We start from the raw sequence: 25,118 nt of genomic DNA on the forward strand, positions 1-25,118 counted from the left end.
ATGCCAATGGCCACCACCGCACAGTCCACCGAGCAACTCGCCGTCGACACCATCCGCACGCTCGCGATGGATGCCGTGCAGAACACCGGCAACGGCCACCCCGGCATGCCGATGGGCATGGCGCCGGTCGGCTACCTCCTCTTCTCCGAGGTGATGCGGCACAACCCGACCGACCCGCACTGGCCCGACCGCGACCGCTTCGTGCTGTCGGCCGGCCACGGCTCGATGCTGCTCTACGCCTGTCTGCACCTGTCGGGCTACGACGTGACGATGGACGACATCAAGCACTTCCGCCAGTGGGGCTCGCGCACGCCGGGTCACCCGGAGGTGCACCACACGCCGGGCGTCGAGACGACGACCGGCCCGCTCGGCCAGGGCTTCGCGAACGCGGTCGGCATGGCGATAGCGGAGCGCTTCCTGCGCGAGCACTTCGGCGCCGAGGTCCAGGACCACCGCATCTACGGCATCTGCTCCGACGGCGACCTGATGGAGGGCGTCAGCGCCGAGGCCGCCTCGCTCGCCGGTCACCTCGGGCTCGGGCACCTGATCTTCCTCTACGACCACAACCACATCTCGATCGACGGCCACACGTCGCTGACGTTCGACACCGAGGACGTCAACGAGCGCTTCGACGCGTACGGCTGGCACACGCAGGACGTCGACGACGTCACCGACCTCGACGCGCTGCGCGCCGCGATCGCCGCCGCCCAGCAGGAGACGGGGCGCCCGTCGCTGATCCGCGTCAGATCGAAGATCGGCTACCCGGCGCCGAACAAGCAGGACACCCCTGGCGCCCACGGCGCGGCGCTCGGCGAGGACGAGGTGCGCGCGACGAAGGAGGTCATGGGCTGGGATCCCGACCAGCACTTCGTCGTGCCGGACGGCGTCTACGACCTCTTCAGCGCGGTCGAGGACGGGAAGAGACACCAGGCCGCCTGGGAGGAGCGCTACCAGAGCTGGCGCGCCGCCGACGGCGAGCGCGCGACGCGCTGGGACCTCGCGTGGGCCGGCAAGCCGCTGCCCGGTCTCGACGCGGCGCTGCCGCAGTTCGACCCTGCCGACAAGCCGTCGCTGGCGACGCGCTCTGCCGGCGGCACGACGCTGCAGACGATCGCGCGGTTCCTGCCGACGATGGTGGGCGGCTCGGCCGACCTCAACGAGAGCGTCAAGACCGGCATAGCGGCCGACGGCCCCTACTCGCGCGAGCAGGCGACGCGCAACGTCTACTGGGGCATCCGCGAGCACGCGATGGGCGCCGCGGTCAACGGCCTGGCGCTGCACGGCGGCATCGTCAAGCCGTACGGCGGGACGTTCCTCCAGTTCGCCGACTACATGCGCCCGGCGCTGCGGCTGTCCGCGCTGATGCACCTGCCGGTCGTGTGGGTCTACACGCACGACTCTGTCGCGCTCGGCGAGGACGGCCCGACGCACCAGCCGGTCGAGCACCTCGCCGCGCTGCGCGCGATCCCGGGCCTGACGCTGATCCGTCCCAGCGACGCGAACGAGACGGCCGAGGCGTGGCGCGTCGCGGTCGAGGACGTCGACGGCCCGGTCGTGCTGGTCCTCACGCGCCAGAACGTGCCGACGCTGGAGCGCCCGCCGTACGCCCCGGCGAAGGGGATCGACAAGGGCGCCTACGTGCTGGCCGACGCCGACGACGCCGTCGCGACGATCGTCGGGACCGGCTCCGAGGTCTCCGTCGCACTCGGCGCGCGCGACCTGCTCGCCGCCGAGGGCGTCGCCGCCCGCGTCGTCGCGATGCCGAGCTGGGAGCTGTTCGAGGCGCAGGACCAGGCATACCGCGACGAGGTCCTGCCGCCCGGCCAGCCGAAGGTCGCGGTCGAGGCGGGGATTGCGATGGGCTGGGAGCGCTGGGTCGACGCGACCGTCTCGATCGAGAGATTCGGCGCGTCGGCGGCCGGCGAGAAGATCCTCGAGGAGTACGGCATCACCGCGGCCGCGGTGGCTGAGCGGGTGCGCTCGCTGCTGACGTAGCCGTCCACGGGCGGCCGGGCGATACGGCCCGGCCGCCTGTTTGCTTGACAGCGCGCTTCGCGTCGGACCACAATCTGGCTTCTTGAGCATCGGGGAGGCGGAGCCGTGAGCGAGGCGACAGTGGTCGGATCGGCGCCGGATCTGGTGCCGGGCAGCGTCAGCTTGCGCGGCGACGCCGCGGCATGGGACCGGCTCGAACAGCAGGTCGCGTGGTACGACGCGCGCAGCCGGCACAGTCAGCGCTGGTTCAAGCTGTTGAAGGTCTGCCAGATCGTGATCGCCGCGGCGATCCCCGTCGTGGCGGGCGCGGGCGGCGACGGCTGGAGATGGCCGGTCGCGATCGGCGGCGCGACGATCGTCGTGCTGGAGGGGCTCCAGCAGCTGTTCCAGTACCAGCAGAACTGGTCCACCTACCGCTCGACGTGCGAGCGGCTCAAGCACGAGAAGTTCCTCTACGCGGCCGGTGCCGGACCCTACGCGGGCGCGTCGCGGCCGGGTGCGATGCTGGCCGAGCGGGTCGAAGGGCTCGTCTCTCAGGAGCACGCCGCGTGGGCGTCGGTCCAGCGCCATCGGCAGGACGAGGAGAGAACGGCGTGAGCGCGGCGGCGCCGAAGGTCTTCCTCAGCTACCGCCGCGAGGAGACCGCCGGCCACGCCGGCCGCCTCTACGACGCGATCGCGACCCGCTTCGGCGATGCCAACGTCTTCATGGACGTCGAGCTGGCGCCCGGGATCGACTTCGTCGACCGGATCACGGAGGCGGTCGGCGAGTGCCGTGCGCTGCTCGTCGTGATCGGGCCGCGGTGGGCGTCGGTCACGGCAGCCGGCCGGCCGCAGCCGCGCATCGCCGAGCCCGGCGACTATGTCCGTCTCGAGGTCGAGACCGCGCTCGCGCGCAGTGACGTGCGGGTCATCCCGGTGCTCGTCGCCGGCGCGCGGATGCCGCCGCCCGCGCAGCTCCCGCCGTCGCTGCAGGGACTCGCGCGGCGCAACGCGATCGAGCTGAGCGACCTGCGCTGGCGCTACGACGTCGGCCGGCTGTCGGACACGCTCGGCGAGCTGGTGGCCGGCGCGAGCGCTGACGACGAGGGCGAGCCGCACGCGATCGCGGCGACGGCCGCTCGGTCCGGCCCGGCGGCTGCTCGGTCCGGTCCGGCGGCCGCGCCGCAGACCGGCTCGGCGAGCCTCGTCCTGCTGCTGCTCGAGGCGATCGCGCTGGCCGCCGCCGCGGGGATGCTCGCTCGACTGCTGGCCGAGCCGATCCACGCGGACGCGCTCGCGTCCGACGCCGAGCACATCGCGACGCTCGTGCTGCGCCGCGCCGTGACGTGGGCGATCGTCGGCGCGGTGCTCGGCGTGTGGCTGAGCGTCCGCCGGGGTGAGCGCAGTCAGACCGTCGGCCGGCTGCTCGGCGGGTTCGTGCTCGGCGCGGCCGCCGGTGCGCTCGGCGGGGCGATCTTCGGCGCGGCCGTGATCCTGCCGGCGGAGCCGGTCGCGCGTGAGGTCGCAGACCGCATCTCGATCGGCGCGATGGCGGCCACCGGCGCGGTCCTCGGCGCGGCGATCGGCGCCCTGTGGACCCCGCGGCGGGTCGCGGTGGGGCTGCTCGCCGGCGCGGCCGGCGGCGTCGTCGTGCAGCTGCTGCGCAACCAGCTCGGCCAGCCGAGCGACGTCGTCGCGGTCGGCTTCCAGTGCGTCGGGATCGTCGGCTTCGCCGTCTCCGCGCAGCTGTTCCTCGACGTGCGTGCGGCGGCCGTCAGCCGCCAGCCTGTCCGCGCATGAAGCGGACGGCGTCGCCCGCGACGGTGACGTGGATCGCGGCCGGCTCGCGCACCCATGCGATCAGCCCCAGGGTCTGCAGCCGGTCGAGCATGAACTGGAGCGCGAGCGCCTGGCGGTCGTTCGCGTAGCGGCGCAGGATGTCGAACGACCAACCGGTCGTGTGCACCGAGAACGCGTGGGTCGCCTCCGGGTTCCCGCCGGCGAGCTGCTCCTGGTATCGCTGGTCGCGCACCGTGCTCGTGACGGTCAGCGGCGCATCGACGCCGGAGATCCGGCGCGTGCCGGCGGCGATCTCGACGAGCAGTCTCAGCGCGTCGGGCCGCAGGCCGCGGTAGAGCGCGCGGGGCTGGCCGACTCTGCCGGCCAGCTCGCCCATCTGCCGGTCGATCCGCAGGCCGAGCTCGCCGGCGTTGGTCGGCAGCCGCACGAGTCGCCCGTCGTCGTAGGCGGCCCGCAGCGCGCCGCCGTCCGCGAACGCCTCGCCGGCAGCGGGCGGATGCAGCACGTTCTCGTTGGAGGCTTTCGCCGTCTGCAGCGCGGCGAGCTTGTCGAGCGCCTCAGGGTCGCTGCGATAGAGCGCCATCAGGTCGCGCGCGGCACGCACCTTCCAGTAATACAGCGACGACTCGTCTCCGAGGCCGGCGAACAGTCTCCAGACCTCCGGGTTCTGCGTCGGGGAGCTGCCGAAGTACAGCTCGGTCCAGCTCGGCCGCCCGCCCCCGAACGCCTCGATCGCGTTCTCGAGATTGCCGACGCCCATGTGGTAGGAGACGACCGTCAGGTCGTCGCGCCCGAGCCGCTCACGCGCGAAGTCGAGGTAGCGGATCGTGCCGGCGAGCGCCTTGCGCGGGTCGAAGCGCTCGTCGACGCGTCGCCGCTCGGCGGCCAGCCGCGCGGCCCGCGCGTCGTCGCCGCGGTTCACCGCCCGCTGGAGCCGGCGCGTCAGCCGCGTGCTGGCGGCGACGTCGACGCGCATCCCGAGCATGCTGGTGCCGGTCTCCGCGAGGATCTGCGTGAGGCCGACCGCGCCGGCGAGGTCGGTGCCCCCGGCGATCGCGTCGGGCCGTCCGGCGCTCTCGAGGAAGACCATCGCCTCGAGCGTGTCGGGGTCGACGTCGGTGCCCTCGGTCGCCTGGTCGATCAGCGGTCGCAGCCGCGCGACGCGCTCGGCCGAGGCGATCGCGCCACCGGGGCTCTTCGTGTAGAGCGGATGCGCGGTGCCGAACGCGGCACGCTGCTCGAACAGCTCAGCCCGGCTGGGGTCGAACGCGAACGGGTCGTGTCCGCTTCCGGCCGCTCGCCCGGCGCTCGGCAGCGGCTCCGCGTCACCGCCGCCGCCCCCGTCGCGCTGTGTCAGCACGAGCGCGACGACGCCGACGAGCACGAGCGCCGCGAGCAGCAGCCGCAGGCGGCTGGGCGACGGGGACGCGGGTGAGGTTCGACGGCGGCGGGTCGTCGGCACGGCTTCTCCACCGTGACAGAACGACTGCTCCGGCGTCGTGTCACGTCTCAGCCCCGCTTTGTGCCGACACTGCGCAGACTCTGCAAATTGTCAGCGTCGAACAGGCGTTCTCACCCCGTTCTCGTCCGCACCGCCGCCTAGGTTCGGGGCCTCCCCCATCACCACCCAAAAAAGCGGCCGGGGCGCTGCGCACACAGCCCCCGGCCCGGCACAGGAGGCGTACACCCCCATGCACCACAAGCGTACTTCCCGCACGCCGGTCTCGGCGGAGCACGTCGTCCTCGGCAGAGCCGTCCGTGAGCTGCGCGCCCGCCGCGACCTCTCCCAGGAGCAGCTCGGCTTCCACTCCGGCCTGCACCGCAACTACGTCGGCGCGATCGAGCGCGGCGAGATCAATCCGACCTTCAAGACGCTGCTCTCGCTCGTCCGCGGACTCGACCTTCCGCTCTCGGAGCTGGTCCTGCTCTACGAGCACTGCCGCGCCGAGCGGCACGGGCGGCGGCACGGATGAGCCGGGCTGCGTGTACGGTCCGGCGCGCGATGCGCGTGCTGAGCACCGGCGAGTTGCCTGAACGGATCGAGCTGGGGGGAGAGGATCTCGTCGTCCACGGCGACAACCTCGACGTCCTGCCGCTGCTGCCCGACGGCGCGTTCGACATGATCTACATCGATCCGCCGTTCAACACGGGCAAGGCGCAGCGGCGCCGCACGCTCGTGTTCGAGCCCGACGTGGAGGGCGACCGGACCGGCTTCGGCGGGCGGCGCTACCGCTCGCAGCTGCTGCAGGCGCTCGCGTACGGCGACACGTTCGACGACTACCTCGGCTTCGTCGCGCCGCGGCTGGAGCACGCCCGCCGGCTGCTCGCCGAGCACGGCACGCTGTACTTCCACATCGACTACCGCGAGGCGCACTACTGCAAGCTGCTGCTCGACGAGATCTTCGGGCGCGACTGCTTCCTCAACGAAATCATCTGGGCGTACGACTATGGCGGCAAGCCGAGATCGCGCTGGCCGGCGAAGCACGACACGATCCTGGTCTACGTCCGCACACCCGGCGCCCATCACTTCGACGCCGAGGCGGTCGACCGCGAGCCGTACATGGCGCCGGGGCTCGTCACGCCGGAGAAGGTCGCACGTGGCAAGCGCCCGACCGACGTCTGGTGGCACACGATCGTGCCGACGAACGGGTACGAGAAGACCGGCTACCCGACGCAGAAGCCGGCGGGGGTCGTCCGGCGGATGGTTGCCGCCTCATCGAGACCGGGCGGCTGGTGCCTCGACTTCTTCGCCGGCTCCGGCACGCTCGGCGCCGTCGCCGCCGGCCTCGGCCGGCGCTACGTGCTCGTCGACTCGCACGCGGAGGCGATCGACGTGATGCGCAAGCGGCTGGGAACCGCGGAGTAGGCGGCGCGCCGCGAGCGCGCTACCCGGCCTCGGGCGGCGCGTTCTCCTGGAGGCGCTTCGCCGCGTCCTCGACGTGCTTGGCCATCGCGCGTCTTGCCTTGCCGGACTTGCCGCTCGCGATCGCGTCGATCAGCTCGCCGTGCGACGCGGCGTGCGCGCGCAGCGCCTCCGGTTCGAGCGCGTTCGTCGCCGCGCGCAGGAAGCCGCTGATGCGGCCGCGCAGCTGCGAGACGAGGTCGACGAGGATCTCGTGATCGGTCAGCGCCCACAGCTGCTCGTGGAAGCGGACGTCGAGGTCGGACAGGCGGCTGGTGTCGCCGCGGTCGGCCGCCGCCTCCATCTGCGCCACCAGCTCGCGCAGCGAACGCTCGGCTCTCGGCGTCCAGTTCTCCTGCGCCCGCTCGGCGACGTACTGCTCCAGCAGCACGCGCAGGCTCGACAGGTCGCGCAGGTCCTTCGCGCTGACCGCGGCGACGCGGCAGCCGCGGCGGGGCAGCCGCTCGACCAGGCCCTCCTCGGTCAGGCGCGTCAGCGCCTCGCGCACGGGGATGTGGCTGACGCCCAGCTCGCTCGCGAGTCTGCGCTCGACGAGGCGCTCGCCGGGGGCGTAGCCGCCGCTCTGGATCGTCTCGCGCAATTGGTCGGCGACCCGGTCGGCGAGGTTCTTGTCATCAACCGGCTGAAGGCGGGGAGCAGGCAATTTGACCACGGTGTCGGAGTGCAGGAAGCTAGATGCTATATCGCGCTGGGGCCGGATCCGCCACGAACGGGTGGATCGAGGTTGAGCGCGTGCTGCGACGCGACCGGAACAGCGACGCAACATGCTATATGGTATACGAAGTAGATGGACACTGCTTCTGAATCTCCGGGTGCTTCGTCCCGCCGCCGCGCGCTCGTGACTGGCGCCAGCTCCGGCATCGGCGCCGCCGCCGCCGCCGCGCTCGCCGCGGGCGGCTGCGACGTCTGGCTCACCTACGCGCGCGACGAGCAGGGCGCCGCCGCCACGGCCGACGAGGTCCGGCGCCACGGCGCCGAGGCCCACGTCTCGCGGCTCGACCTCGGCGACGCCGGCGCGATCGAGCGCCTGCTGGACGAGGTCGCCGGACGGTGGGGCGAGCTGAACGTGCTCGTCAACAACGGCGGCGTCTGCCCGTACACGCCCGCGGACGAGATCTCCGTCGCGGAGTGGGACGCGGTGCTGGAGACCAACGCGCGCGGCACCTTCCTCGCGCTGCGCGGCGCGCTCCCGCTGCTGCGCGCAGCAGCCGGCGACCGCTCGGTCGTCAACGTCTCGTCCGTCGCCGGCGAGCTGGGCGGCGTCGCGACGTCGGTCCACTACGCCGCCAGCAAGGCGGCGATCCTCGCGATCACGCGCTCCTACGCGCGCCTGCTCGCGGCCGAGGGCATCCGTGTCAACGCCGTCGCTCCCGGCCCGGTCCGCAGCGGCATCACCGGCAAGCTCTCCGACGAGGCGGCCGCCGGCCTGACCGGTGCGACGCCGCTCGGCCGTTTCGGCCAGCCGCACGAGGTCGCCTCGGCGATCGCGCTGCTGGCCTCGCCGGCCGCCGGCTTCACGACCGGCGCCACCTATGACGTCAACGGAGGGGTGCGGATCGATGGCTGACGCCGAGCAGGTCTTCCGTGCGCAGGTCGACGCGTTCAACGCGCGCGACCTCGACGCGTTCCTGGGGACCTACGCGCCCGACGCCGCGCTGCACGGGCTGCTGCCCGACCGCGTCGTCAACGGGCACGACGAGATGCGCGAGATCTACGCCGCGCGCTTCCGGCAGGACCCGCTGCATTGCACGATCCACGCGACGACGGTCTACGGCGACCGCTGGGTCGCCGCCCACGAGCGCGTCCTCGGCCCGAGCGGCACGGTCGAGCTGGTCGGCGTGTTCGAGGTCGTCGACGGCCGTATCGTGCGGGCCGACATGACAGGACGGATCCCGGTCTCCGGCGATTGACGCGAAATGCTATAGCGTCTAGTATCTCGTATCGTGGGGAGAACGAGTGAAGTCAATGAGAGGTGCTCATGAGGTGGAAGAGGACAGTTGCGGCGGCGACGGTCGCGTGTGCGCTCGCCGTCGCGGGCTGCGGTGGTGACAGCAGCAGCACGTCGGGCGACTCCGGCGGCGACACGTCCACCGGCGACACGCCGGCGCAGGTCGCGCAGGGCGGAACGCTCACCGTCGCCCATACGGACGGCATCCCGCAGCTGAACCCGGTGATCCGGACGTTCGGCTGGGAAGAAGTGCTCTTCCCGCTGCTGTGGAACGGGCTCTCGAAGGCCGACGAGAACGGCGACGTCGTCCCCGACATCGCCAGATCGTGGAGCGCCTCGCCCGATCAGAGAACGTGGACGTTCGAGCTGCGGACCGACGTCAGATACTCCAACGGCAGACCGCTCACGTCGAGAAACGTCGTGAAGGCGTTCGAGTACTACCTCGACCCCAGAACGACGACGCAGGAGGCGAACAAGATCGCCACGATCGCGAGCGTCAGAGCGGACGGGCCCGCGAGAGTCGTCGTGCAGCTGAGAGAGCCGAACGCGCTCTTCCCCGAGGCGATCGTGTGGGTCAAGATCGTCGACGTCGACAACGTCGGCCAGATCGACAAGAGACCGGTCGTGACCGGTCCGTACACCGTGAAGGACTTCGTCCCGGACGACCACGTCACGCTCGTCCCCAACCCCGAGTACTGGGGCGACCCGGCGCCGCTGAGAGAGATGGAGATCGTCAAGGCGACCGACACGACCTCCGCGCTCGGCGCGCTGCGCGCCGGCGACATCGACGTGATCTGGGCGACCAACCCGACCGACGTCGCCTCGCTGGAGGGCGATCCCGACCTCAAGACGGTCGAGCCGGAGGTGCCGAGCAAGTACGTCGACTGGGAGTTCGACACGACCGCGCCGCCGTTCGACAACGTCAAGGCGCGGCAGGCCGTCGCCTACGCCGTCGACCGCGAGGCCGTGCTGCAGAGCGCCTACTACGGCCTCGGCGACCTCGCCCCGACGAACAACCCGCTCAGCACGAACAACCCGTACTACGGCGGCGAGCTGACCGACTACAGCTACGACCTCGACAAGGCCAGAGCGCTGTTCGAGGAGGCCGGCATCAGAGCCGGCGACACGATCACCTGGTGGGGCACCGCCGGCACGAACGCCGAGTGGACGACCGCCGCCGAGATCGTGCAGGCGAGCCTGAGAGAGATCGGCATCGAGCTGAAGATCGAGAACCGCGAGATCTCCACCTGGGCCGACAAGTTCTACCCGGCCGGCAAGAGATTCCCGAACTTCCTCGTGCCGAACCTCGCCTCGTTCCCGCCCTCGCCGGCCGACGCCTTCGGCTTCTACCGCAGAGGCCGCTGCGAGTGCAACTGGGACAACCCGGAGTTCGAGAGCGCCTACGACGCCGCTCTCGCCGAGCCCGACGAGACGAAGGCGAAGGAGAAGTGGGCGACGGTGCAGGAGATCGTCAACAGAGAGGTCCCGCTGATCATCCCGCTGCAGGTCAAGGTGGTGTCGTCCATGCGGTCCAACGTCGAAGGCGTCTGGATGGAGGGCGGCGGCCAGCTGCACCTCGAGCAGGCGGGCGTCGCCGCGGAGTAGCAGCCGTGCTCGGGTTCGTCATCCGGCGGGCGGCGACCAGCATCCTGATGCTGGTCGCCGCATCCGTCCTCGTCTTCGTGATCCTCCGCCTGCTGCCGGGGGATCCGATCATCACGCGCCTCGGCGCGACCGCCGGGGCGAACCCGGAGGCGATCGACCAGCTCCGCCGCGAGGCGGGGCTGGAAGATCCCATCCTGCAGCAGTACTTCGACTGGGTCGGGGGCGTCCTGAGCGGCGACTTCGGCCAGTCGTACTTCAGCCAGTTCTCCGTCACCGAGCTGATCAGCCGCCGGATCGGCGCGACGCTCGAGCTGACCGGAGTGGCGATCTTCTTCTCGCTGCTGATCGCAGTGCCGGCCGCCGTCTTCTGCTCGCTGCGACGCGGCAGCTGGTTCGACCGCCTCGTCACGACCGGCTCGACGGTCGGCATGGCGCTGCCGCAGTTCCTGCTCGGGATCCTGCTGATCCTCGTCTTCGCCGTCGAGCTGCGCTGGCTGCCGGCGCGCGGATACGTCCCGTTCAACGAGGACCCGGCCGAGAACGTCAAGCGGATGATCCTGCCCGCGTTGACGCTCGCGATCGCGGCGGCGCCGTTGATCCTGCGCTACCTGCGTGCCTCGATGATCGAGGTGCTCGACTCGTCCTACATCCGCACCGCGGAGGGGAAGGGCGTGCCGCACCGCCGCGTCGTCGTCTCACACGCGCTCCGCAACGCGCTGATCCCGGGGCTGACGATGCTCGGCATGATCGTCGGCTACACGCTCGGCGGCGTCGTGATCGTCGAGTACGTCTTCGGCATCCCCGGCCTCGGCTCGCTCGCGGTCGAGTCGGTCTTCAAGCGCGACTACGCGGTCCTGCAGTCGGTCGTGCTGCTGATCAGCGCGCTGTTCATCTTCACCACGCTCGTCGTCGACGTGCTCTACGGCGTGCTCGATCCCCGCCTGCGCGGCGGAGGCGCACATGGCTAGCCCCGCGTTCCCCCTCGGCCTGCGCCTGACCGGCCGCCGCCGCTCCCCGCGCCGCCGCTCGGCTGTGACCGTCGCCGCGCTCGCGGTGCTGGGGCTGATCGTGCTGCTGTGCGCGGTCGGGCCGCTGCTGGCGGACGACCCCAGCACGATCGACAACGCCAACCGCTTCGCCGGCCCCGGCACCGCCAACTGGTTCGGCACCGACGAGCTCGGTCGCGACCTGTTCGCGCGCGTCGTCGACGGCGGGCGCATCTCGCTCGGCATCGCCGCCGGCGCGACCGTCGTCTCGATGCTGCTCGGCGCGCTGTGGGGCTTCGCCGCGGCGCTCGGCCGCGGCCTGCTCGACGAGCTGCTGATGCGGCTCGCCGACGTCACGATGGCGATCCCGCAGCTGCTGTTCGCGCTCGTCTTCGTCGCCGCGTTCGGCGCCACCACGGCCGGCCTCGCGCTGATCGTCGGCGTGCTGCTGACGCCCGTGACCGCGCGGATGATCCGCAGCGCCGTGCTCAGCGAGCTGCAGTCCGACTACACGCAGGCGGCCGTCGCCTACGGCGCGACGCGCAGCCGGCTGGTGCTGCGCGAGGTGCTGCCGAACATCTCCGCGCCGCTCGGCGTGCAGGCGGCGATCAACGCCGCCAACGCGATCGTGCTGGAGGCCGCGCTGAGCTTCGTCGGGCTCGGCGTGCAGCCGCCGGAGGCGTCGTGGGGCACGCTGCTGCAGCAGGGCTACCAGAAGATGTACCAGTCGACGACGGGCGTGATCTTCCCGGCGCTGGCGATCTTCCTGACGATCTGGATGCTGAACCTGCTCGCCGACCAGCTCGGCGGCACGGACGACCTGCGAGGACGGACCGGATGAGCGAGACCACCGACACGGTCACCGACGCGGTGCTCGACGTGCGCGACCTGCGCGTCGCGTTCGGCCCGATCGAGCCGGTCCGCGGCGTCTCCTTCTCGCTGCGCAGAGGCGAGCGGCTCGGCCTCGTCGGCGAGTCCGGCTCCGGCAAGTCGCTGACCGCGCTCGCGATCATGCGGCTCGCCCGCCGCGCGCAGCTGTCCGGCCAGGTGCTGCTGGAGGGCGAGGACCTGCTGACGCTCAAGCCGCGTCAGATGGAGAAGGTCCGCGGCGGGCGCGTGGCGATGGTCTACCAGGACCCGATGTCGGCGCTCAACCCCGTGCAGACGGTCGGCCACCAGCTGGAGGAGGCGATCCGCCTCCACAGCCGGCTCGACCGCAGAGGCGCGCGCGAGCGCGCGATCGAGCTGCTCGACGGCGTCGGCGTGCCGCACCCGCAGCGCCGCGTGGAGCAGTACCCGCACGAGTTCTCCGGCGGCATGCGCCAGCGCGTGATGATCGCGATGGCGATGTGCGCCGACCCGGCCGTGCTGATCTGCGACGAGCCGACGACCGCGCTCGACGTCACGACGCAGGCGCGGATCATGGACCTGCTCGACCGTCTCGTCGAGGACCACGGCACCGCGGTCATGCTGATCACGCACGACCTCGGCGTCGCGGCCGGCTTCTGCGATTCGATCCAGGTGATGTACGGCGGGCGGATCGTCGAGCGCGCGGAGGCCGAGGCCCTGTACCGCGCGCCGGTCCACCCGTACAGCGAGGCGCTGCTCGGCGCCGCCGTCGACCTGTCGCTGGAGCTGGGCGTGCCGATCCCGACGATCGGCGGACAGCCGCCGCTCGCCGGCCGGCTGCCGAGCGGCTGCAGCTTCCACCCGCGTTGTCCGCACGCGCAGGACGTCTGCCGCACCGACAGCCCGGCGCTGGAGTCTGCCGCCGGCCGTCCCGTCGCCTGTCACTTCGCCGACGCGCGCGCCCAGACCCTCGAGGAGTCCGATGTCCGTGTCTGAAGCCACCGCCGCCGCGCCGCTCGTCGTCGCCGACGGGCTCGTGAAGCGCTTCCGCCTCGGCCGCGGGGAGGAGCTGACCGCGCTCGACGACGTCTCGCTGGAGATCCGCAGAGGCGAGACGTTCGGCCTCGTCGGCGAGTCCGGCTCGGGCAAGTCGACGGTCTCGCGCGCGCTGCTGGCGCTGCTGCCGCTCGACGGCGGCAGCGTCCGCTTCGACGGCGTCGACGTGCACGCGCTCGGCCGCGGCGACCTGCGCGCGCTGCGCCGCCGCATGCAGATGGTCTTCCAGGACCCGTTCGCGGCGCTCAACCGGCGCCAGTCGGTCGCGCAGATCGTCGCCGCGCCGCTGGAGGCGCACGGCGTCGGCGACCGCGCCTCGCGCGCGCAGCGCGTCGCCGAGGTGCTCGATCTCGTCGGCCTCGGCGAGAGCTACCGCGAGCGGCGGCCACGCGAGATGTCCGGTGGCCAGTGCCAGCGTGTCGCGATCGCACGGGCGCTCGCGCTCGACCCGGACTTCGTCGTGCTCGACGAGTCGGTCTCGGCGCTCGACGTCTCGATCCAGGCGCAGATCCTCAACCTGCTCAACGAGCTGCAGCAGCGGCTCGGGCTGACGTACCTGTTCATCAGCCACGACCTCGCCGTCGTCCGCTACATGGCCTCGACGGTCGCGGTGATGCAGCGCGGCTCGATCGTCGAGCGCGGCACGCGCGAGCAGCTGTTCCGCGCCGCCGAGCACGACTACACGCGGCAGCTGATGCAGGCGATCCCGGCGGTCGACCCGGCCGCGGAGCGGGCGCGCCGCCGCGCGGCGCGCACCGCCGCGGCGGCCGGCGCTCAGTAGCGGTGGATGACGCGGCCGGGCGGCAGCGTCAGGTCGACCAGCCGGTGCGTCGCGGCGCGCACCTCGCGCACCGGCAGCAGATGAGCCGGCACCTGTGCGTTGGGCCGCAGCTCGATCGTCGCGGGGCCGGTCCAGCACTCGTGCACGACGACGTCCTCGAAGTCGCGCACGACCAGCTCGCGCGTGACGTCGTCGCCGTCGGCCGGGAGCACGCGCAGGTTGACGTTCGTGCCGCTGCCGGGGACGAGCGGCTCCAGCACGTCGGGCGCGCATGCCTGCTGCTTCCAGCACATCGTCAGCGTGATCACGTCGATCGAGTTGCGCTCGACGCGGCCGACGAGCAGGTCGCCGTGCGGTCTGAGCGTGACGTTGCCGGCCTTCTTCGGCTGCCCGTACAGCTCGCGCCCGGCGGCGACCGCCGCGTCGGAGTCGAGCACGAGCAGCGGCGAGTACATCGCCGGCGAGCCGTCCGGCAGCCGCACCGGCAGCTGCACGGCCGACTCGCCGTAGACGCCGAAGAACTCGGCGTCGTGCATCCAGTAGACGTTGACGAGCACGCGCGGTGCCGCCAGCTCGAGCGGCTCCGGGACCAGCGCGTCGGCGGCGGACGGGTCGGTCTCGTAGACGACCGTGAGGATCTCGGTCCGCCGCAGGCGCAGCGGCAGCCGCGGGACGAGCGGAGCGCCGTGCGGCGTGCTGGTGATGGTGCGCGGGTCGAACGTCATCGGCTAGACGGGGGCGCCGTCGGCGCGCACCCGAGCGTAGCCGGGATTGACGATCGTCGGCACCGGGCGGCCGTCGAGGAAGTCAGCGACCTGCTGAGCGGCGCGCTCCTCCAGCTCCAGCAGCGCGATCGGCGAGTACCACGCGGCGTGTGGCGAGAGCAGCAGGTTCGGCGCGTCGCGCAGCGGGCTGTCGGCCGGCAGCGGCTCGGACTCGAAGACGTCGAGCGCGGCGGCGCCGAGCTGGCCGGAGCGGAGCGCGTCGGCGAGCGCCGTCTCGTCCACGAGCCCGCCGCGGCAGGTGTTGACGAGCGCGCTGCCAGGCCGCATCCGCGCGAGCGCGGGCGCGTCGAGCAGGTGACGCGTCTGCGGCGTGAGCGGGACGTGGAGGCTGACGACGTCGGCCCGCTCCAGCGCCTCGTCGAGCGTGACGGCGACGTGGCCGGCGGCCTCGACCCGCTCCGCCGGCACGTGCGGGTCGTGGACGAGCACGTCGAAGCCGACGGACGCGGCCTGCTGCGCGACGCGCGCGCCGATGCGGCCGTGGCCGAGCACCGCGACGGTCGTGCCCTGGGGGCGCCGCGCGCCGTCGCCGTCGTCGCTCGCGGCCCAGCGGCCGGCGCGCAGGCCGGCGTCGAGCTGCGGCAGCCGGCGCGTCAGCGAGAAGACGAACGCGAGCGTGTGCGCGGCGACCTCCTCGACGCAGTAGTCGGGCACGTTGGCGACCGGGATGCCGGCCTCCGTCGCGGCGGCGACGTCGATCATGTCGTAGCCGATCCCGAGACGGCTGACGAAGCGGCAGTCGGGCAGGTTCGCGAGCACGCTCGCGTCGACGGGCGCCCACTGGACGATCAGCGCGACGGCGCCGGCTGCCGCCTCGCGCACGTCGTCGGCGGTGCGGCAGGCGGCGCGTCGGACCGTCCAGCCGGCCGCTTCGAGGACGCGCTCGGCGACGCCCTCGGTCGGCAGGTCGGAGTCGGTGACGACCACGACGCCCCGGGGGCGCAGATCGCTCGGGGTCATGCGGAGGTTCGTCCTTGGTCAGATTGACGGAGCAAGGCTAGATACTATAGCGTCTAGCAAGACAGTGATCAACGTGAGGGATTGCATGAGGACCGTTGCCGCACCCGGATTCGCAGGCTGGATCGGCGTCGCCCGGCGCGACGTCACGCCGCCGCCCGGCATCGCGCAGAACGCGTGGGGCCCAGCGACCGAGCGCCGCTCGACCGGCGTCCACCGGCCGCTCACGCTGACCGCGCTCGCGCTGCGCGACGGCGCCGATGCGGCCCCGCTCGTGCTCGTCGCGCTCGACGGCTCGTGGTGGCGCGCGCGTGAGGACGAGTGGCACGTCCGCGAGGCGGTGCTCGCGGCCGCCGGCGGGGACGAGGCGCGCGCGATCGTCACGCTCAGCCACAGCCACTCGGCGCCGCTGCTGACGCGCGACGCGCGCGACTTCCCGGGCGGCGAGCTGGTCGCGCCGTACCTCGACGCGTTGCGCATCGCCGCCGCCGAGGCGACGCGCGACGCGCTCGCCGCGACCGTCCCGGCGACGCTCACGTGGTCGACCGGCCGCTCCGCCGTCGCCGGCGCGCGCGACCTGACCGTCGACGGCCGCCCGCTGATCGGCTGGAACCCCGACGCCGAGGCTGACGACACGCTGCTCGCCGGCCGCGTCACCGCCGCCGATGGCACGGTGCTCGCGACGCTCGTCAACTACGCCTGCCACCCGACGACGCTCGCCTGGCAGAACACGCTCACCTCGCCCGACTACGTCGGCGCGCTGCGTGAGACGGTCGAAGACGCGACCGGCGGCGCACCGTGCCTCTTCCTGCTCGGCGCCGCCGGCGAGCTTGCGCCGCGCGACCAGTACACCGGCGACGTCGCCGTCGCCGACCGTCACGGCCGCGCGGTCGGCCACGCGGCGCTCGCCGCCCTGGAGCAGCTGCCGCCCCCCGGCGTCGCGCTCGCGCTCCATCCGGCGGTCGAGTCGGGCGCGCCGCTGGCGCCGTGGTGGCCGGTCGAGCACGCCTGGCCGGATCGGCTCGCGACGACGGTCGAGGCGTTCGACATGCCGCTCAAGCCGCAGCCGACCGTGGCAGAGCTGGAGCAGCGCTGGGCGGAGATCGACCCGCTCAGCCGCGCCGAGCGGCTGCGGCGCGCGGCCTTGATGCGCGAGACGTTCGGCGACGGGCCGGCGGTGCCGTGGCGCGTGTGGGTGTGGCAGCTCGGCGGCGCGCTCGTCGTCGCGCAGTCGGGCGAGGCGTACTCGCTCTTCCAGCGCGAGCTGCGGCGCCGCTTCCCGGACCGCGCCGTGGTCGTGCTCAACCTGGCGAACTGGTCGGGTCCGGCATACCTCCCGCCACGGGAGCTGTATGCGCGCGACGATGCGTACACGGTGTGGCAGACCCCGCTCGCGGCGGGCTGCCTGGAGACGGCGATCGAGGCCGCGGCGGCGGGTGCCGCACGGCTGACGGACGAGGAGACGGTTCGATGAGCGGGCAGACAGCGGTGATCACGGGGGCGTCGAGCGGCATCGGCCGCGCGACGGCGCGCCACCTCGCGGCACAGGGCTGGGCCGTCGCCTCGTTCGACGTGAGCCCGCCGGCCGAGCCCGATCCTGCGATCGAGGACCACGTCGTCGACGTCGCCGACAACGCTGCGGTCGACGCTGCGATGCGGTCGGTCGCCGAACGCCATGGCGGGCTTCAGCTCGCCGTCAACAACGCCGGCATCACGAAGCGCGCGCGGCTGGAGGACCTGACGTTCGAGGAGTGGGACGCGGTCGTCGGCGTCAACCTCCACGGCGCGTTCAACGGGACGCAGGCGGCCGGGCGGATCATGCTCGCGCAGGACGGCGGCGGCTCGATCGTCAACATCGTCTCGGTCGCGGCCGACCGCGGCCAGCCCGGCCGCGCGCCGTACGGCGCGACGAAGGCGGGGATCGTCGGGCTGACGAAGACGGCCGCGGTCGAATGGGCGACGCGCGGCGTGCGTGTCAACGCGGTCGGTCCGGGCTACGTCTCCAGCGGCGTCTACGAGGCGGCGCTCGCCTCCGGACAGCTCGACAACGACGAGGTGCTCGGGCGGATCCCGATGCGGCGGCTCGCCGAAGCGGACGAGATCGCCTCCGTGATCGCGTTCCTCGCCTCGCCGGCGGCGTCGTACGTCACCGGCCACGTGCTCTACGCCGACGGCGGCTTCCTCGCCGACTTCGGCATCGGCGTCGTCGGAATCGACTGATGAGCGACGCGATCCGCGAGGTCCGCGTCGCGACCGTCGCGCTGCCGCTGCCGCGCCCGCTGAAGCTCGGGTCGATGGAGATCGTCGCGCGCGAGTACGCGGCGGCGACGGTCACGACCGAGGACGGGTTGAGCGGTCGCGCGTACTGCCTCACGCGCAACGCACCGGTTCAGGCGCTGGTCGAGCGGCTTGTGACGCCGCACGTCGTCGGTCGCTCGTCCGCCGCGGTCGAGCAGCGCTGGGACGAGGTCCAGCGCGCGAACGTCGCCGTCGCCCGCTCCGGCGTCGCGATGCGCGCGCTCGGGCTGGTCGACGTCGCGCTGTGGGACGTGCGCGCGCAGCGTGCCGGCGTGCCCCTGTGGCGGCTGCTGGCGGAGCACGAAGGCGGGGCGGGCGCGGCGGCCGGAGGCGACAGCCCCGGCGCGACCGGTCCGCGCGGAGGCTCCGCGGCGGCGCCCGACGGCTCCGCGCCCGCGCTGCTCGTCGCCGCCTACCCGACGCCGGACCGCACGCCGGCGGACGTCGCCGCCGAAGTCCTGGCCGGCGCCGGGCGCGGCTTCCGCCGCGTGAAGATCAGCCGCGACCCGGACCCGGCGCGGATGCGCGAGCTGATCGAGCGGATCGTCGCCGGGCTTCCCGGCGACTGCGGGCTCGTCGCCGACTGCGGCTTCGTCTGGCGCGACGCCGAGCAGGCGCTCGCCGAGATCGCGCAGTGGGGCGAGCCGCCGCTCGCGTGGCTGGAGGACCCGCTCGTGCCCGAGGATGCGGACGGCTGCGCGCGGATCCGCCGCGACGGCCCGTTCCCGCTCGGCGTCGGCGACGAGGTGACCGAGCCGCGCACGTACGCCGCGCTGCTCGACGCCGGCGCGCTCGACGTGCTGCGGCTCGACGTGCTCGCGGTCGGGGGCGTGACGCCGTCGCTTGGCGTGCTCGCTCGCGCGCGCGACGCCGGCGTCGAGGTCTCGTTCCACGTCTACCCGGAGATCAGCGTGCACCTCGCCGCGGCGCAGCCGCGCCCGGCGTGGGTCGAGCTGTTCGACGCGGAGGTCCCCGGCGGCAACCCGTACGATCCCGCACATCTGCTGGTCGCCGGAGATCCGCCGCTGCGGGACGGTCGCTGGGTCGCGTCCGACCGGCCCGGGCTCGGCCTGGCGTTCGACGAGGAGCGCGTGAGATGAGCAGCGTCGTCGTGACGGGAGCGGGCACCGGCATCGGCCGCGCGATCGCCGAGCGGCTCGCGGCGGACGGCTGGGCGGTCGTCGCGCTCGAGCACGACGCGGCACTGGCGTCGGAGCTGGAGGGCGTCGTCGCCGCGACGGTCGTCGGCGACGCCGGTGACCGCGACGACATCGCCGCCGCGGTCACCGCGGCCGAGGCGCTCGCGCCGCTGGGCGGCTGGGTCAACAACGCCGGCATCACGACGCAGGGGACGCTGCACGACCCCGATCCCGAGCAGGTGCGGCGGCTGCTGTCCGTCAACGTCGACGGCGTCTACTGGGGCTGCTCGGCGGCCGTGCGCTCGTTCACCGAGCGCGGCGCGCCGGGCGCGATCGTCAACATCTCCTCGATCCACGGCCGCGCGGGCGCGGTCGCACACGCCGCCTACGACACGTCGAAGGGCGCGATCGACGCGCTCACCCGCCACGTCGCCTCCGCCTACGGCCCGTACGGGATCCGCGCCAACGCGATCGCCCCCGGGGCGGTCATGACGCAGGCGCTGGAACGGAGCTTCGAGGAGGCCGACGACGGCGCCGCGCGCCGCGCCGGGCTGGAGCGTCAGGCGCCGCTGCGCCGGATCGGCGAGCCGGCCGAGATCGCCGCCGTCGCCGCGTTCCTGCTGTCCGAGCAGGCGTCGTTCCTGACCGGCCAGTCGATCGCGGTCGACGGCGGCTGGACGACCGCGCTCGTGCCGCCCCCGCTCGACCCGGAGCTGGCGGAGCGGTACGGGCTGAGATGAGCGGGGCGGCTGGTGTGGCTGGCGCGAGCGGGGCCGCTGGCGCGAGCGCCGTGGCCGGCGTCGGCGGCGCGGCTGGTGCGGCTGGTGCCGGCGGCGTCGGCCGGATCGCGCGGATCGTCGAGCCGCTCGACGACGGCCGCTTCCTGTCCGTCTTCCTGCTCGTCGGCGCGCGCGGGGCGGTGCTCGTCGACACGGGCCTCGCCGCGACGCCTGAGCGCACGATCGGGCCGGCGCTCGCGGCGCGCGGGCTCGGCTGGGAGGACCTGACCGCGGTCGTCGTGACGCACGCCGACGTCGACCACGCCGGCGGCCTCGGCGCGGTCCGTCGGCTCGCGCCGCAGGCGACGACGATCTGCGGCGCGCGTGACCGCGCGCTGATCGAGTCGGCCGAGCTGCTGCTGGAGCGGCGCTACCGCGAGTTCCGCGCCGACCACGCGATCGACCAGTCGCGCGACTTCGTCGCCTGGGTCCGCGCGAACGCCGACGACGGCACGATCGACGCCGTCTTCGACGGCGACGCGACGCTGACGGTGGACGACGGGACGGTCACGCTCGCGCGTCCCGCCGGCGCCGCGCCGCGTGACGACCGTCCGCCCGCCGACCCTGCGCGTGGCGGCCCGCCGCGCGACGCCGGCGCGTGGAGGGTCTCGCTCCTCGCCGTCCCCGGTCACACCGCCGGCCACCTCGCGCTGCATGACGCGGCGAGCGGTACGGCGATCGCGGCCGACGCGGTCCTCGGCGCCGCCGCGCCGGGCGCCGACGGCGCGCCCGCGTTCGCCCCGACGTACCGCTTCCTGCCCGCGTACCGCGACACGATCGCGCGGCTGCGCGGGCTCGGCGCCGAGCGCCTGCTGTGCTCCCATCTCGAACCGCTCGACGGGGCGGCGGCCGGCGCCTACCTCGACGAGAGCGCGGCGTTCGCCACGGCGCTGGAGCGGGCGCTGCTCAGCTCCCTCGCCGACGGCCGCGAGGCGACGCTCGCGCAGCTGATCGCGCTCGCCGCCCCGGCGGTCGCCACATGGCCGCCGGACGCGAACCACACGCTCGCCCAGCCGCTGCTCGGCCACGTCGAGGAGCTGTGCGCGCGCGGCCGCATCCGCCGCCGCCCGGGCCTCCCCGCGCGCTACGCGCTCGCCTGACCGTTCGGCCCGCTCACGCGCCGCTGGTCTCGGCCCACCGAGCACCGTGACCGTCACGCCCGTAGCCGGACGACGGTCCGTCGAGCGTCGCCGACAGCGATGACTCCGCTTGCATCGTGCGAGTCATCCATGGTAGAGCTATAGCATCTAGCCTATTGAAAGGGGCGTGGGATGAGGTGGTCCCTGCGCGGGAGCCTGCTGGCTGCCGCGGCGCTGATGCTCGGCCTGCCGGCCGCGGCCAGCGCACTCGACGTGGACGTCACCGCGGCGCCGTACAGCGCCGCCGGTGACGGCGTGACGAACGACCGGGCGGCGATTCAGAGAGCGATCGGCGACGTCGCCTCCGCCGGTGGCGGCAAGGTGACGTTGCCGGCGCCGAAGACATACCTGACCGGCAACCTGCATCTCAGAACGAACGTCGAGCTGCACATCGCCAGAGGCGCGAAGGTCAAGCAGAGCCAGGAGATCACCCACTACGCCGACAGACCGCTGCGCGGGGCGCTGATCGACGAGACGATCCCGTGGAACTTCACCTTCTACCGCAACTACCCGCTGATCTACGGCGGCAGCGTCAGAAACGTGAAGCTGACCGGTGCCGGCACGATCGAGATGACGCAGCTCCCGGACGCGAGCCAGACGATTCGCACCAACGCGATCGGGATGTGGGACGTCTCCGGGTTCGAGATCTCCGGCATCCATGCGATCGGCGGCACGACGCCGTACGTCGGCCTCTACTTCAACGACAACGGGGTCGTGCGCGACACGACGCTCAACGAGCCGGGCGGACCGACCGTCTCCGGCATCGAGGTCGTCAGCTCACAGCACATCCTCGTCGAGAGAAACCTGATGCGCGACCCGGACGGCACCCCCGGCGTCACCGACGACGGGATCGCCCTGTCGACGACCTACGGCGACCCGCGCGCCACCGGCTGGTGGAGAAGCGACGTGCCGAGACCGCTCGTCGACGTCGTGATCCGCGACAACATCGTGGAGGCGGAGTGCTGCAGCGCGCTGGCGTTCATCCCGTGGGGCACCTCGGCGCCCGACCAGCGCGACATCGAGTTCCGCGACATCCGGATCGAGAACAACGTCCTCAACGCGCCGGGCAGCTGGGACTCCGTCAAGTGCTGGTGCGACAACCCGTGGAGAGGTTCCTACGGGCCGGCGTACACGGCGGTCGAGGACGACCAGGCGCCCATGACCAATGTGACGTTCTCCGGCAACAGCTACGCCGGCAGTCTCGACGGGTTCGTGAGAGCGAGAATCAGCGGGATCCAGGGCGCGTCGTTCCACCCCGGCAACCCGTACCTCAAGAACGGCGGCTTCGAAGAGACCGGGATCGCGTACTGGTCGAAATCGGGCACCGCGAGACAGGTCGGCGCTGAGACCTTCGCGGCCGGTCAGACCGGCAGATGGTTCGGCTACATCACCAACTTCGGCGACGGCTACACCGCGCTCGCGCAGGGCGTCGGCCTGCCGGCGAGCACGAGCTACACGTTCCGCGCCAGGGTGCAGACGAGCGGCGACCCGGTGCGGATGTACGTCCACAACCAGTGCACGGGCGCGACGGTCGCGGCCAAATGGGTCAGCGGGACGGGCTGGTCGACCGAGGACCTGTCGTTCACGACCACCTCGGCCTGCTCGAACTACCACGTCGGGATCGACTCCTCCGGCCAGACGAGAGGCTGGGGCCGGATCGACGACGCGCGGCTGCTCGGCAGCGTGATCGAGGACGGCGACCCGCGGATCGGCTACGCCGGCCTCTGGCACCAGAACGTCCATCCGAGCGACTCCGGCGGCACGCACATGCTCGCCGTCGCCGACAGAACGACCGCGAACGTCACGTTCGAGGGCAACCGCGCCAGATGGCGGACGATCGTCGGCCCCAACGGCGGCTATGCCGACGTCTGGCTCGACGGCGTCTTCAAGGGCACGGTCGACACGTACAGCGCGAGCTACGGCTGGGCCGAGATCTACGACACCGGGGTGCTGAGCAGAGGCACGCACGTGCTCGGGATACGGCCGCAGTGGGCGAAGAACCCGCTCTCGACGTACACCTACGTGACGATCGACGCGATCAACGTCTCGGGGTGGTGACGATGCGATGACACCACGCTGACGCGAGGCCGGGTCGGCGCGGCGATCTCTCCCACCGCGCTGGGCCCGGCCTGCTTGCGGGCGGGCACTCGGATCTGTTAGCTATAGCATCTAGCCTATTGAAAGGTGGGAGAGATGCGACGACTGCTTGTCAGCGGCCTGGTGGCCGCGGTGACGGCATGCCTTGCCCTGCCCGCGGCCGCCTCCGCGCTCGACGTGGACGTGACCGCAGCGCCGTATGGAGCTGCCGGGGACGGCGTGACGAACGACCGTGCGGCGATCCAGAGCGCGATCGACGACGTCAGCGCGGCGGGTGGCGGGAAGGTGACGCTGCCCGCGCCGAGGACGTTCCTGTCCGGCGACGTCTCGGTCAAGAGCAACGTGACGCTGGAGATCGCCGGCGGCGCGACGCTGAAGATGAGCCAGAACCAGTCGCACTGGGCGCACAGACCGGTGCTCGGCCACATGATCGACGGCACGATCGAGTGGAACATCGCGATGTACCGGAACTATCCGCTGATCCATTCCGGCAACGCGAGAAACGTCACCGTGACGGGCGGCGGCACGATCGAGATGACGCGCGCGCTGACCGACGAGACGACGATCCACGCGATGGGGATCGGCTTCCACAAGGTCGACGGGTTCAGAATCTCCAACCTGACGATGATCGGCGCGAGCGCGAGCAACGTCTCGCTCTACACCGTCGACAACGGGATCGTCTCCGGGATGACGATGAGAGACGACCTCGACACCAACGTCGAGGGCGTCGCGATCGGCAACTCGCAGCACGTGCGCGTCACCGGCAACACGATGGACGCGACCAGCGACGACACGATCGTGCTGTGGACGCAGTGGAACGACCCGCGCGGCACGACGTGGTGGTCGACGGCCGTGCCCGAGCCGATCAACGACATCGAGATCGACAACAACTACGCGACCTCGACCTGCTGCAAGGCGATCGCGCTGATCCCCTGGGGCACCGCGTACGGCGACCAGCGCCAGGTCGAGATGAGCGACGTGCGCGTCCACGACAACACGCTCGCGGCGACCGACGCGGTCGGCTGCTGGTGCGACGACCCGTACACCGGCGAGCCGCCGTCGAGATTCACCAACCAGGAGCAGGACCAGGCGCCGATGAAGGACCTGACGTTCGCCAGAAACAGATACACCGGATCGACCGCGCTGACGAAGGCGCACATCCAGAACCTCGTCGCCGACTTCGCCAAGACGAGCCCGACGTTCATCCGCAACGGCGGCTTCGAGCGCACCGGCCACGCGTACTGGTCGCGCGTGAGCAGAGCCGGCCAGTCCGACGCCGCCGACTACTCCGTCGGCCAGAACGGCTCGTGGTACGGCTACATCCAGTACTTCGACGTCGGCTACACGACGCTCTACCAGGGCGTGTCGCTGACCGGCGGGCAGACGTACACGCTGCGCGCGCGGATCCAGACACCGGACGGGAGCCCGGCGCGGATGTATGTGTACGACACGTGCGGCGGCACGGGCGTGACGCAGAACGTCAGCTCGCTCGCGTGGACCGACGTCAGCCTCAGATTCACCGCGGCGTCGAGCTGCGGCCGGTACATAGTCGGGTTCGACTCGGGCACGTTCACCTCAGGCGGCCTGCGCGTCGACGACGTGCTGCTCGAAGGGCCGCGGATCGACAACGACGACCCGGTGATCTCGTACGAGGGCCTCTGGTACCTCTACGAGCGCGCCGGCGACCACGGCGGGACGGAGCGGATGGCGACGCAGGCCGGCACCAGATCGAGCGCGACCGTCACGTTCCGTGGCACGCGCGCGAGAGTGCTCGCCGTCCGCGGCGGCGACCGCGGCAGAGCCGACGTCTACCTCGACGGCGTCTACAAGACGACGATCGACCAGTACAGCCCGACGACCGACCTGCAGTACGTCACGTACGACACCGGCACGGTCGCGGCCGGGACGCACGAGCTGAGAGTGGTGCCGACCTGGACCAAGCACCCCGCGTCGGCGAACACGGTGATCTCGGTCGACGCGGTCGAGGTCGTACGGTAGGC

23 protein-coding genes are annotated in these 25,118 nt (G+C 72.4%); 19 read left to right on the plus strand and 4 right to left on the minus strand.

Features of this window, described 5'->3' with window-relative positions; translation table 11 throughout:
* Positions 1-6: 6 nt before the first annotated feature.
* The 3 genes from tkt (at position 7) to CWOE_RS29955 (ending at position 3,776) form a co-directional block, all read left to right on the plus strand.
* Entirely contained in the window at positions 7-1,995 is a 1,989-nt protein-coding gene (tkt, locus tag CWOE_RS00525) for a transketolase (RefSeq protein ID WP_012931592.1), read from the plus strand.
* Between the two features lie 105 nt (positions 1,996-2,100).
* Positions 2,101-2,592: a DUF4231 domain-containing protein gene (locus tag CWOE_RS00530; protein WP_012931593.1), complete on the plus strand. Its 492-nt coding sequence runs from the start codon at positions 2,101-2,103 to the stop codon at positions 2,590-2,592.
* Entirely contained in the window at positions 2,589-3,776 is a 1,188-nt protein-coding gene (locus CWOE_RS29955) for a toll/interleukin-1 receptor domain-containing protein (RefSeq protein WP_012931594.1), read from the plus strand. The genes CWOE_RS00530 and CWOE_RS29955 overlap by 4 nt, the downstream gene beginning before the upstream one ends.
* Here CWOE_RS29955 and CWOE_RS00540 read toward each other — a convergent pair.
* Positions 3,751-5,238, minus strand: a complete 1,488-nt coding sequence (locus tag CWOE_RS00540) for a DUF5715 family protein (protein ID WP_012931595.1) — start codon at positions 5,236-5,238, stop codon at positions 3,751-3,753. The genes CWOE_RS29955 and CWOE_RS00540 overlap by 26 nt on opposite strands.
* Before the next feature lie 229 nt (positions 5,239-5,467).
* On the opposite strand from CWOE_RS00540, the gene CWOE_RS00545 reads away from it, so the two are divergent.
* Both CWOE_RS00545 and CWOE_RS00550 read left to right on the plus strand, forming a co-directional pair.
* The gene (locus CWOE_RS00545; RefSeq protein ID WP_012931596.1) at positions 5,468-5,749 is read left to right on the plus strand and encodes a helix-turn-helix transcriptional regulator; all 282 of its coding nucleotides are present in this window, start codon (positions 5,468-5,470) and stop codon (positions 5,747-5,749) included.
* Between the two features lie 29 nt (positions 5,750-5,778).
* Entirely contained in the window at positions 5,779-6,642 is an 864-nt protein-coding gene (locus tag CWOE_RS00550; protein WP_012931597.1) for a DNA-methyltransferase, read from the plus strand.
* Between the two features lie 19 nt (positions 6,643-6,661).
* On the opposite strand, the gene CWOE_RS00555 is transcribed toward CWOE_RS00550, so the two are convergent.
* Positions 6,662-7,342: a GntR family transcriptional regulator gene (locus tag CWOE_RS00555; RefSeq protein ID WP_041729998.1), complete on the minus strand. Its 681-nt coding sequence runs from the start codon at positions 7,340-7,342 to the stop codon at positions 6,662-6,664.
* A 195-nt stretch (positions 7,343-7,537) separates the two neighbouring features.
* On the opposite strand from CWOE_RS00555, the gene CWOE_RS00560 reads away from it, so the two are divergent.
* The 7 genes from CWOE_RS00560 to CWOE_RS00590 all read left to right on the plus strand — a co-directional run bounded on the left by CWOE_RS00560 (position 7,538) and on the right by CWOE_RS00590 (position 13,924).
* A complete protein-coding gene (locus CWOE_RS00560) occupies positions 7,538-8,266 on the plus strand; it encodes an SDR family NAD(P)-dependent oxidoreductase (RefSeq protein WP_201447100.1) in 729 nt (242 codons plus the stop codon).
* Positions 8,259-8,609, plus strand: a complete 351-nt coding sequence (locus CWOE_RS00565) for a nuclear transport factor 2 family protein (RefSeq protein ID WP_012931600.1) — start codon at positions 8,259-8,261, stop codon at positions 8,607-8,609. The genes CWOE_RS00560 and CWOE_RS00565 overlap by 8 nt, the downstream gene beginning before the upstream one ends.
* 68 nt (positions 8,610-8,677) lie before the next feature.
* Positions 8,678-10,252 (plus strand): ABC transporter substrate-binding protein, encoded by a 1,575-nt coding sequence (locus CWOE_RS00570; RefSeq protein ID WP_012931601.1) that lies wholly within the window; start codon positions 8,678-8,680, stop codon positions 10,250-10,252.
* Between the two features lie 5 nt (positions 10,253-10,257).
* Positions 10,258-11,220, plus strand: a complete 963-nt coding sequence (locus tag CWOE_RS00575; RefSeq protein ID WP_012931602.1) for an ABC transporter permease — start codon at positions 10,258-10,260, stop codon at positions 11,218-11,220.
* Positions 11,213-12,079: an ABC transporter permease gene (locus CWOE_RS00580; protein ID WP_012931603.1), complete on the plus strand. Its 867-nt coding sequence runs from the start codon at positions 11,213-11,215 to the stop codon at positions 12,077-12,079. The genes CWOE_RS00575 and CWOE_RS00580 overlap by 8 nt, the downstream gene beginning before the upstream one ends.
* Positions 12,076-13,083, plus strand: a complete 1,008-nt coding sequence (locus tag CWOE_RS00585; protein ID WP_012931604.1) for an ABC transporter ATP-binding protein — start codon at positions 12,076-12,078, stop codon at positions 13,081-13,083. The genes CWOE_RS00580 and CWOE_RS00585 overlap by 4 nt, the downstream gene beginning before the upstream one ends.
* On the plus strand, positions 13,070-13,924 hold the full coding sequence (locus CWOE_RS00590; protein ID WP_012931605.1) for an ATP-binding cassette domain-containing protein: 855 nt from the start codon (positions 13,070-13,072) through the stop codon (positions 13,922-13,924). The genes CWOE_RS00585 and CWOE_RS00590 overlap by 14 nt, the downstream gene beginning before the upstream one ends.
* Here the strand turns inward: CWOE_RS00590 and CWOE_RS00595 are convergent.
* Together CWOE_RS00595 and CWOE_RS00600 are read right to left on the minus strand one after the other, a co-directional pair.
* Entirely contained in the window at positions 13,918-14,649 is a 732-nt protein-coding gene (locus CWOE_RS00595; RefSeq protein WP_012931606.1) for an acetoacetate decarboxylase family protein, read from the minus strand. The genes CWOE_RS00590 and CWOE_RS00595 overlap by 7 nt on opposite strands.
* Before the next feature lie 3 nt (positions 14,650-14,652).
* On the minus strand, positions 14,653-15,669 hold the full coding sequence (locus CWOE_RS00600; RefSeq protein WP_012931607.1) for a C-terminal binding protein: 1,017 nt from the start codon (positions 15,667-15,669) through the stop codon (positions 14,653-14,655).
* Positions 15,670-15,754: 85 nt separating this feature from the next.
* On the opposite strand from CWOE_RS00600, the gene CWOE_RS00605 reads away from it, so the two are divergent.
* The 7 genes from CWOE_RS00605 (at position 15,755) to CWOE_RS00635 (ending at position 25,116) form a co-directional block, all read left to right on the plus strand.
* Complete coding sequence (locus CWOE_RS00605) at positions 15,755-17,140, plus strand: hypothetical protein (protein ID WP_012931608.1); 1,386 nt, start codon at positions 15,755-15,757, stop codon at positions 17,138-17,140.
* A complete protein-coding gene (locus CWOE_RS00610; RefSeq protein WP_012931609.1) occupies positions 17,137-17,886 on the plus strand; it encodes an SDR family NAD(P)-dependent oxidoreductase in 750 nt (249 codons plus the stop codon). Before CWOE_RS00605 ends, CWOE_RS00610 begins: the two co-directional genes overlap by 4 nt.
* A complete protein-coding gene (locus tag CWOE_RS00615; protein ID WP_012931610.1) occupies positions 17,886-19,064 on the plus strand; it encodes a mandelate racemase/muconate lactonizing enzyme family protein in 1,179 nt (392 codons plus the stop codon). The genes CWOE_RS00610 and CWOE_RS00615 overlap by 1 nt, the downstream gene beginning before the upstream one ends.
* Positions 19,061-19,843 (plus strand): SDR family NAD(P)-dependent oxidoreductase, encoded by a 783-nt coding sequence (locus tag CWOE_RS00620; protein WP_012931611.1) that lies wholly within the window; start codon positions 19,061-19,063, stop codon positions 19,841-19,843. Before CWOE_RS00615 ends, CWOE_RS00620 begins: the two co-directional genes overlap by 4 nt.
* On the plus strand, positions 19,840-20,982 hold the full coding sequence (locus tag CWOE_RS00625; RefSeq protein WP_012931612.1) for an MBL fold metallo-hydrolase: 1,143 nt from the start codon (positions 19,840-19,842) through the stop codon (positions 20,980-20,982). Before CWOE_RS00620 ends, CWOE_RS00625 begins: the two co-directional genes overlap by 4 nt.
* Positions 20,983-21,153: 171 nt before the next feature.
* Positions 21,154-23,079 (plus strand): endopygalactorunase, encoded by a 1,926-nt coding sequence (locus CWOE_RS00630; protein ID WP_012931613.1) that lies wholly within the window; start codon positions 21,154-21,156, stop codon positions 23,077-23,079.
* Between the two features lie 135 nt (positions 23,080-23,214).
* The gene (locus CWOE_RS00635) at positions 23,215-25,116 is read left to right on the plus strand and encodes a glycoside hydrolase family protein (RefSeq protein ID WP_012931614.1); all 1,902 of its coding nucleotides are present in this window, start codon (positions 23,215-23,217) and stop codon (positions 25,114-25,116) included.
* The last annotated feature ends 2 nt before the right edge of the window (positions 25,117-25,118 follow it).

Source organism: Conexibacter woesei DSM 14684 (assembly GCF_000025265.1).
GTDB lineage: Bacteria > Actinomycetota > Thermoleophilia > Solirubrobacterales > Solirubrobacteraceae > Conexibacter > Conexibacter woesei.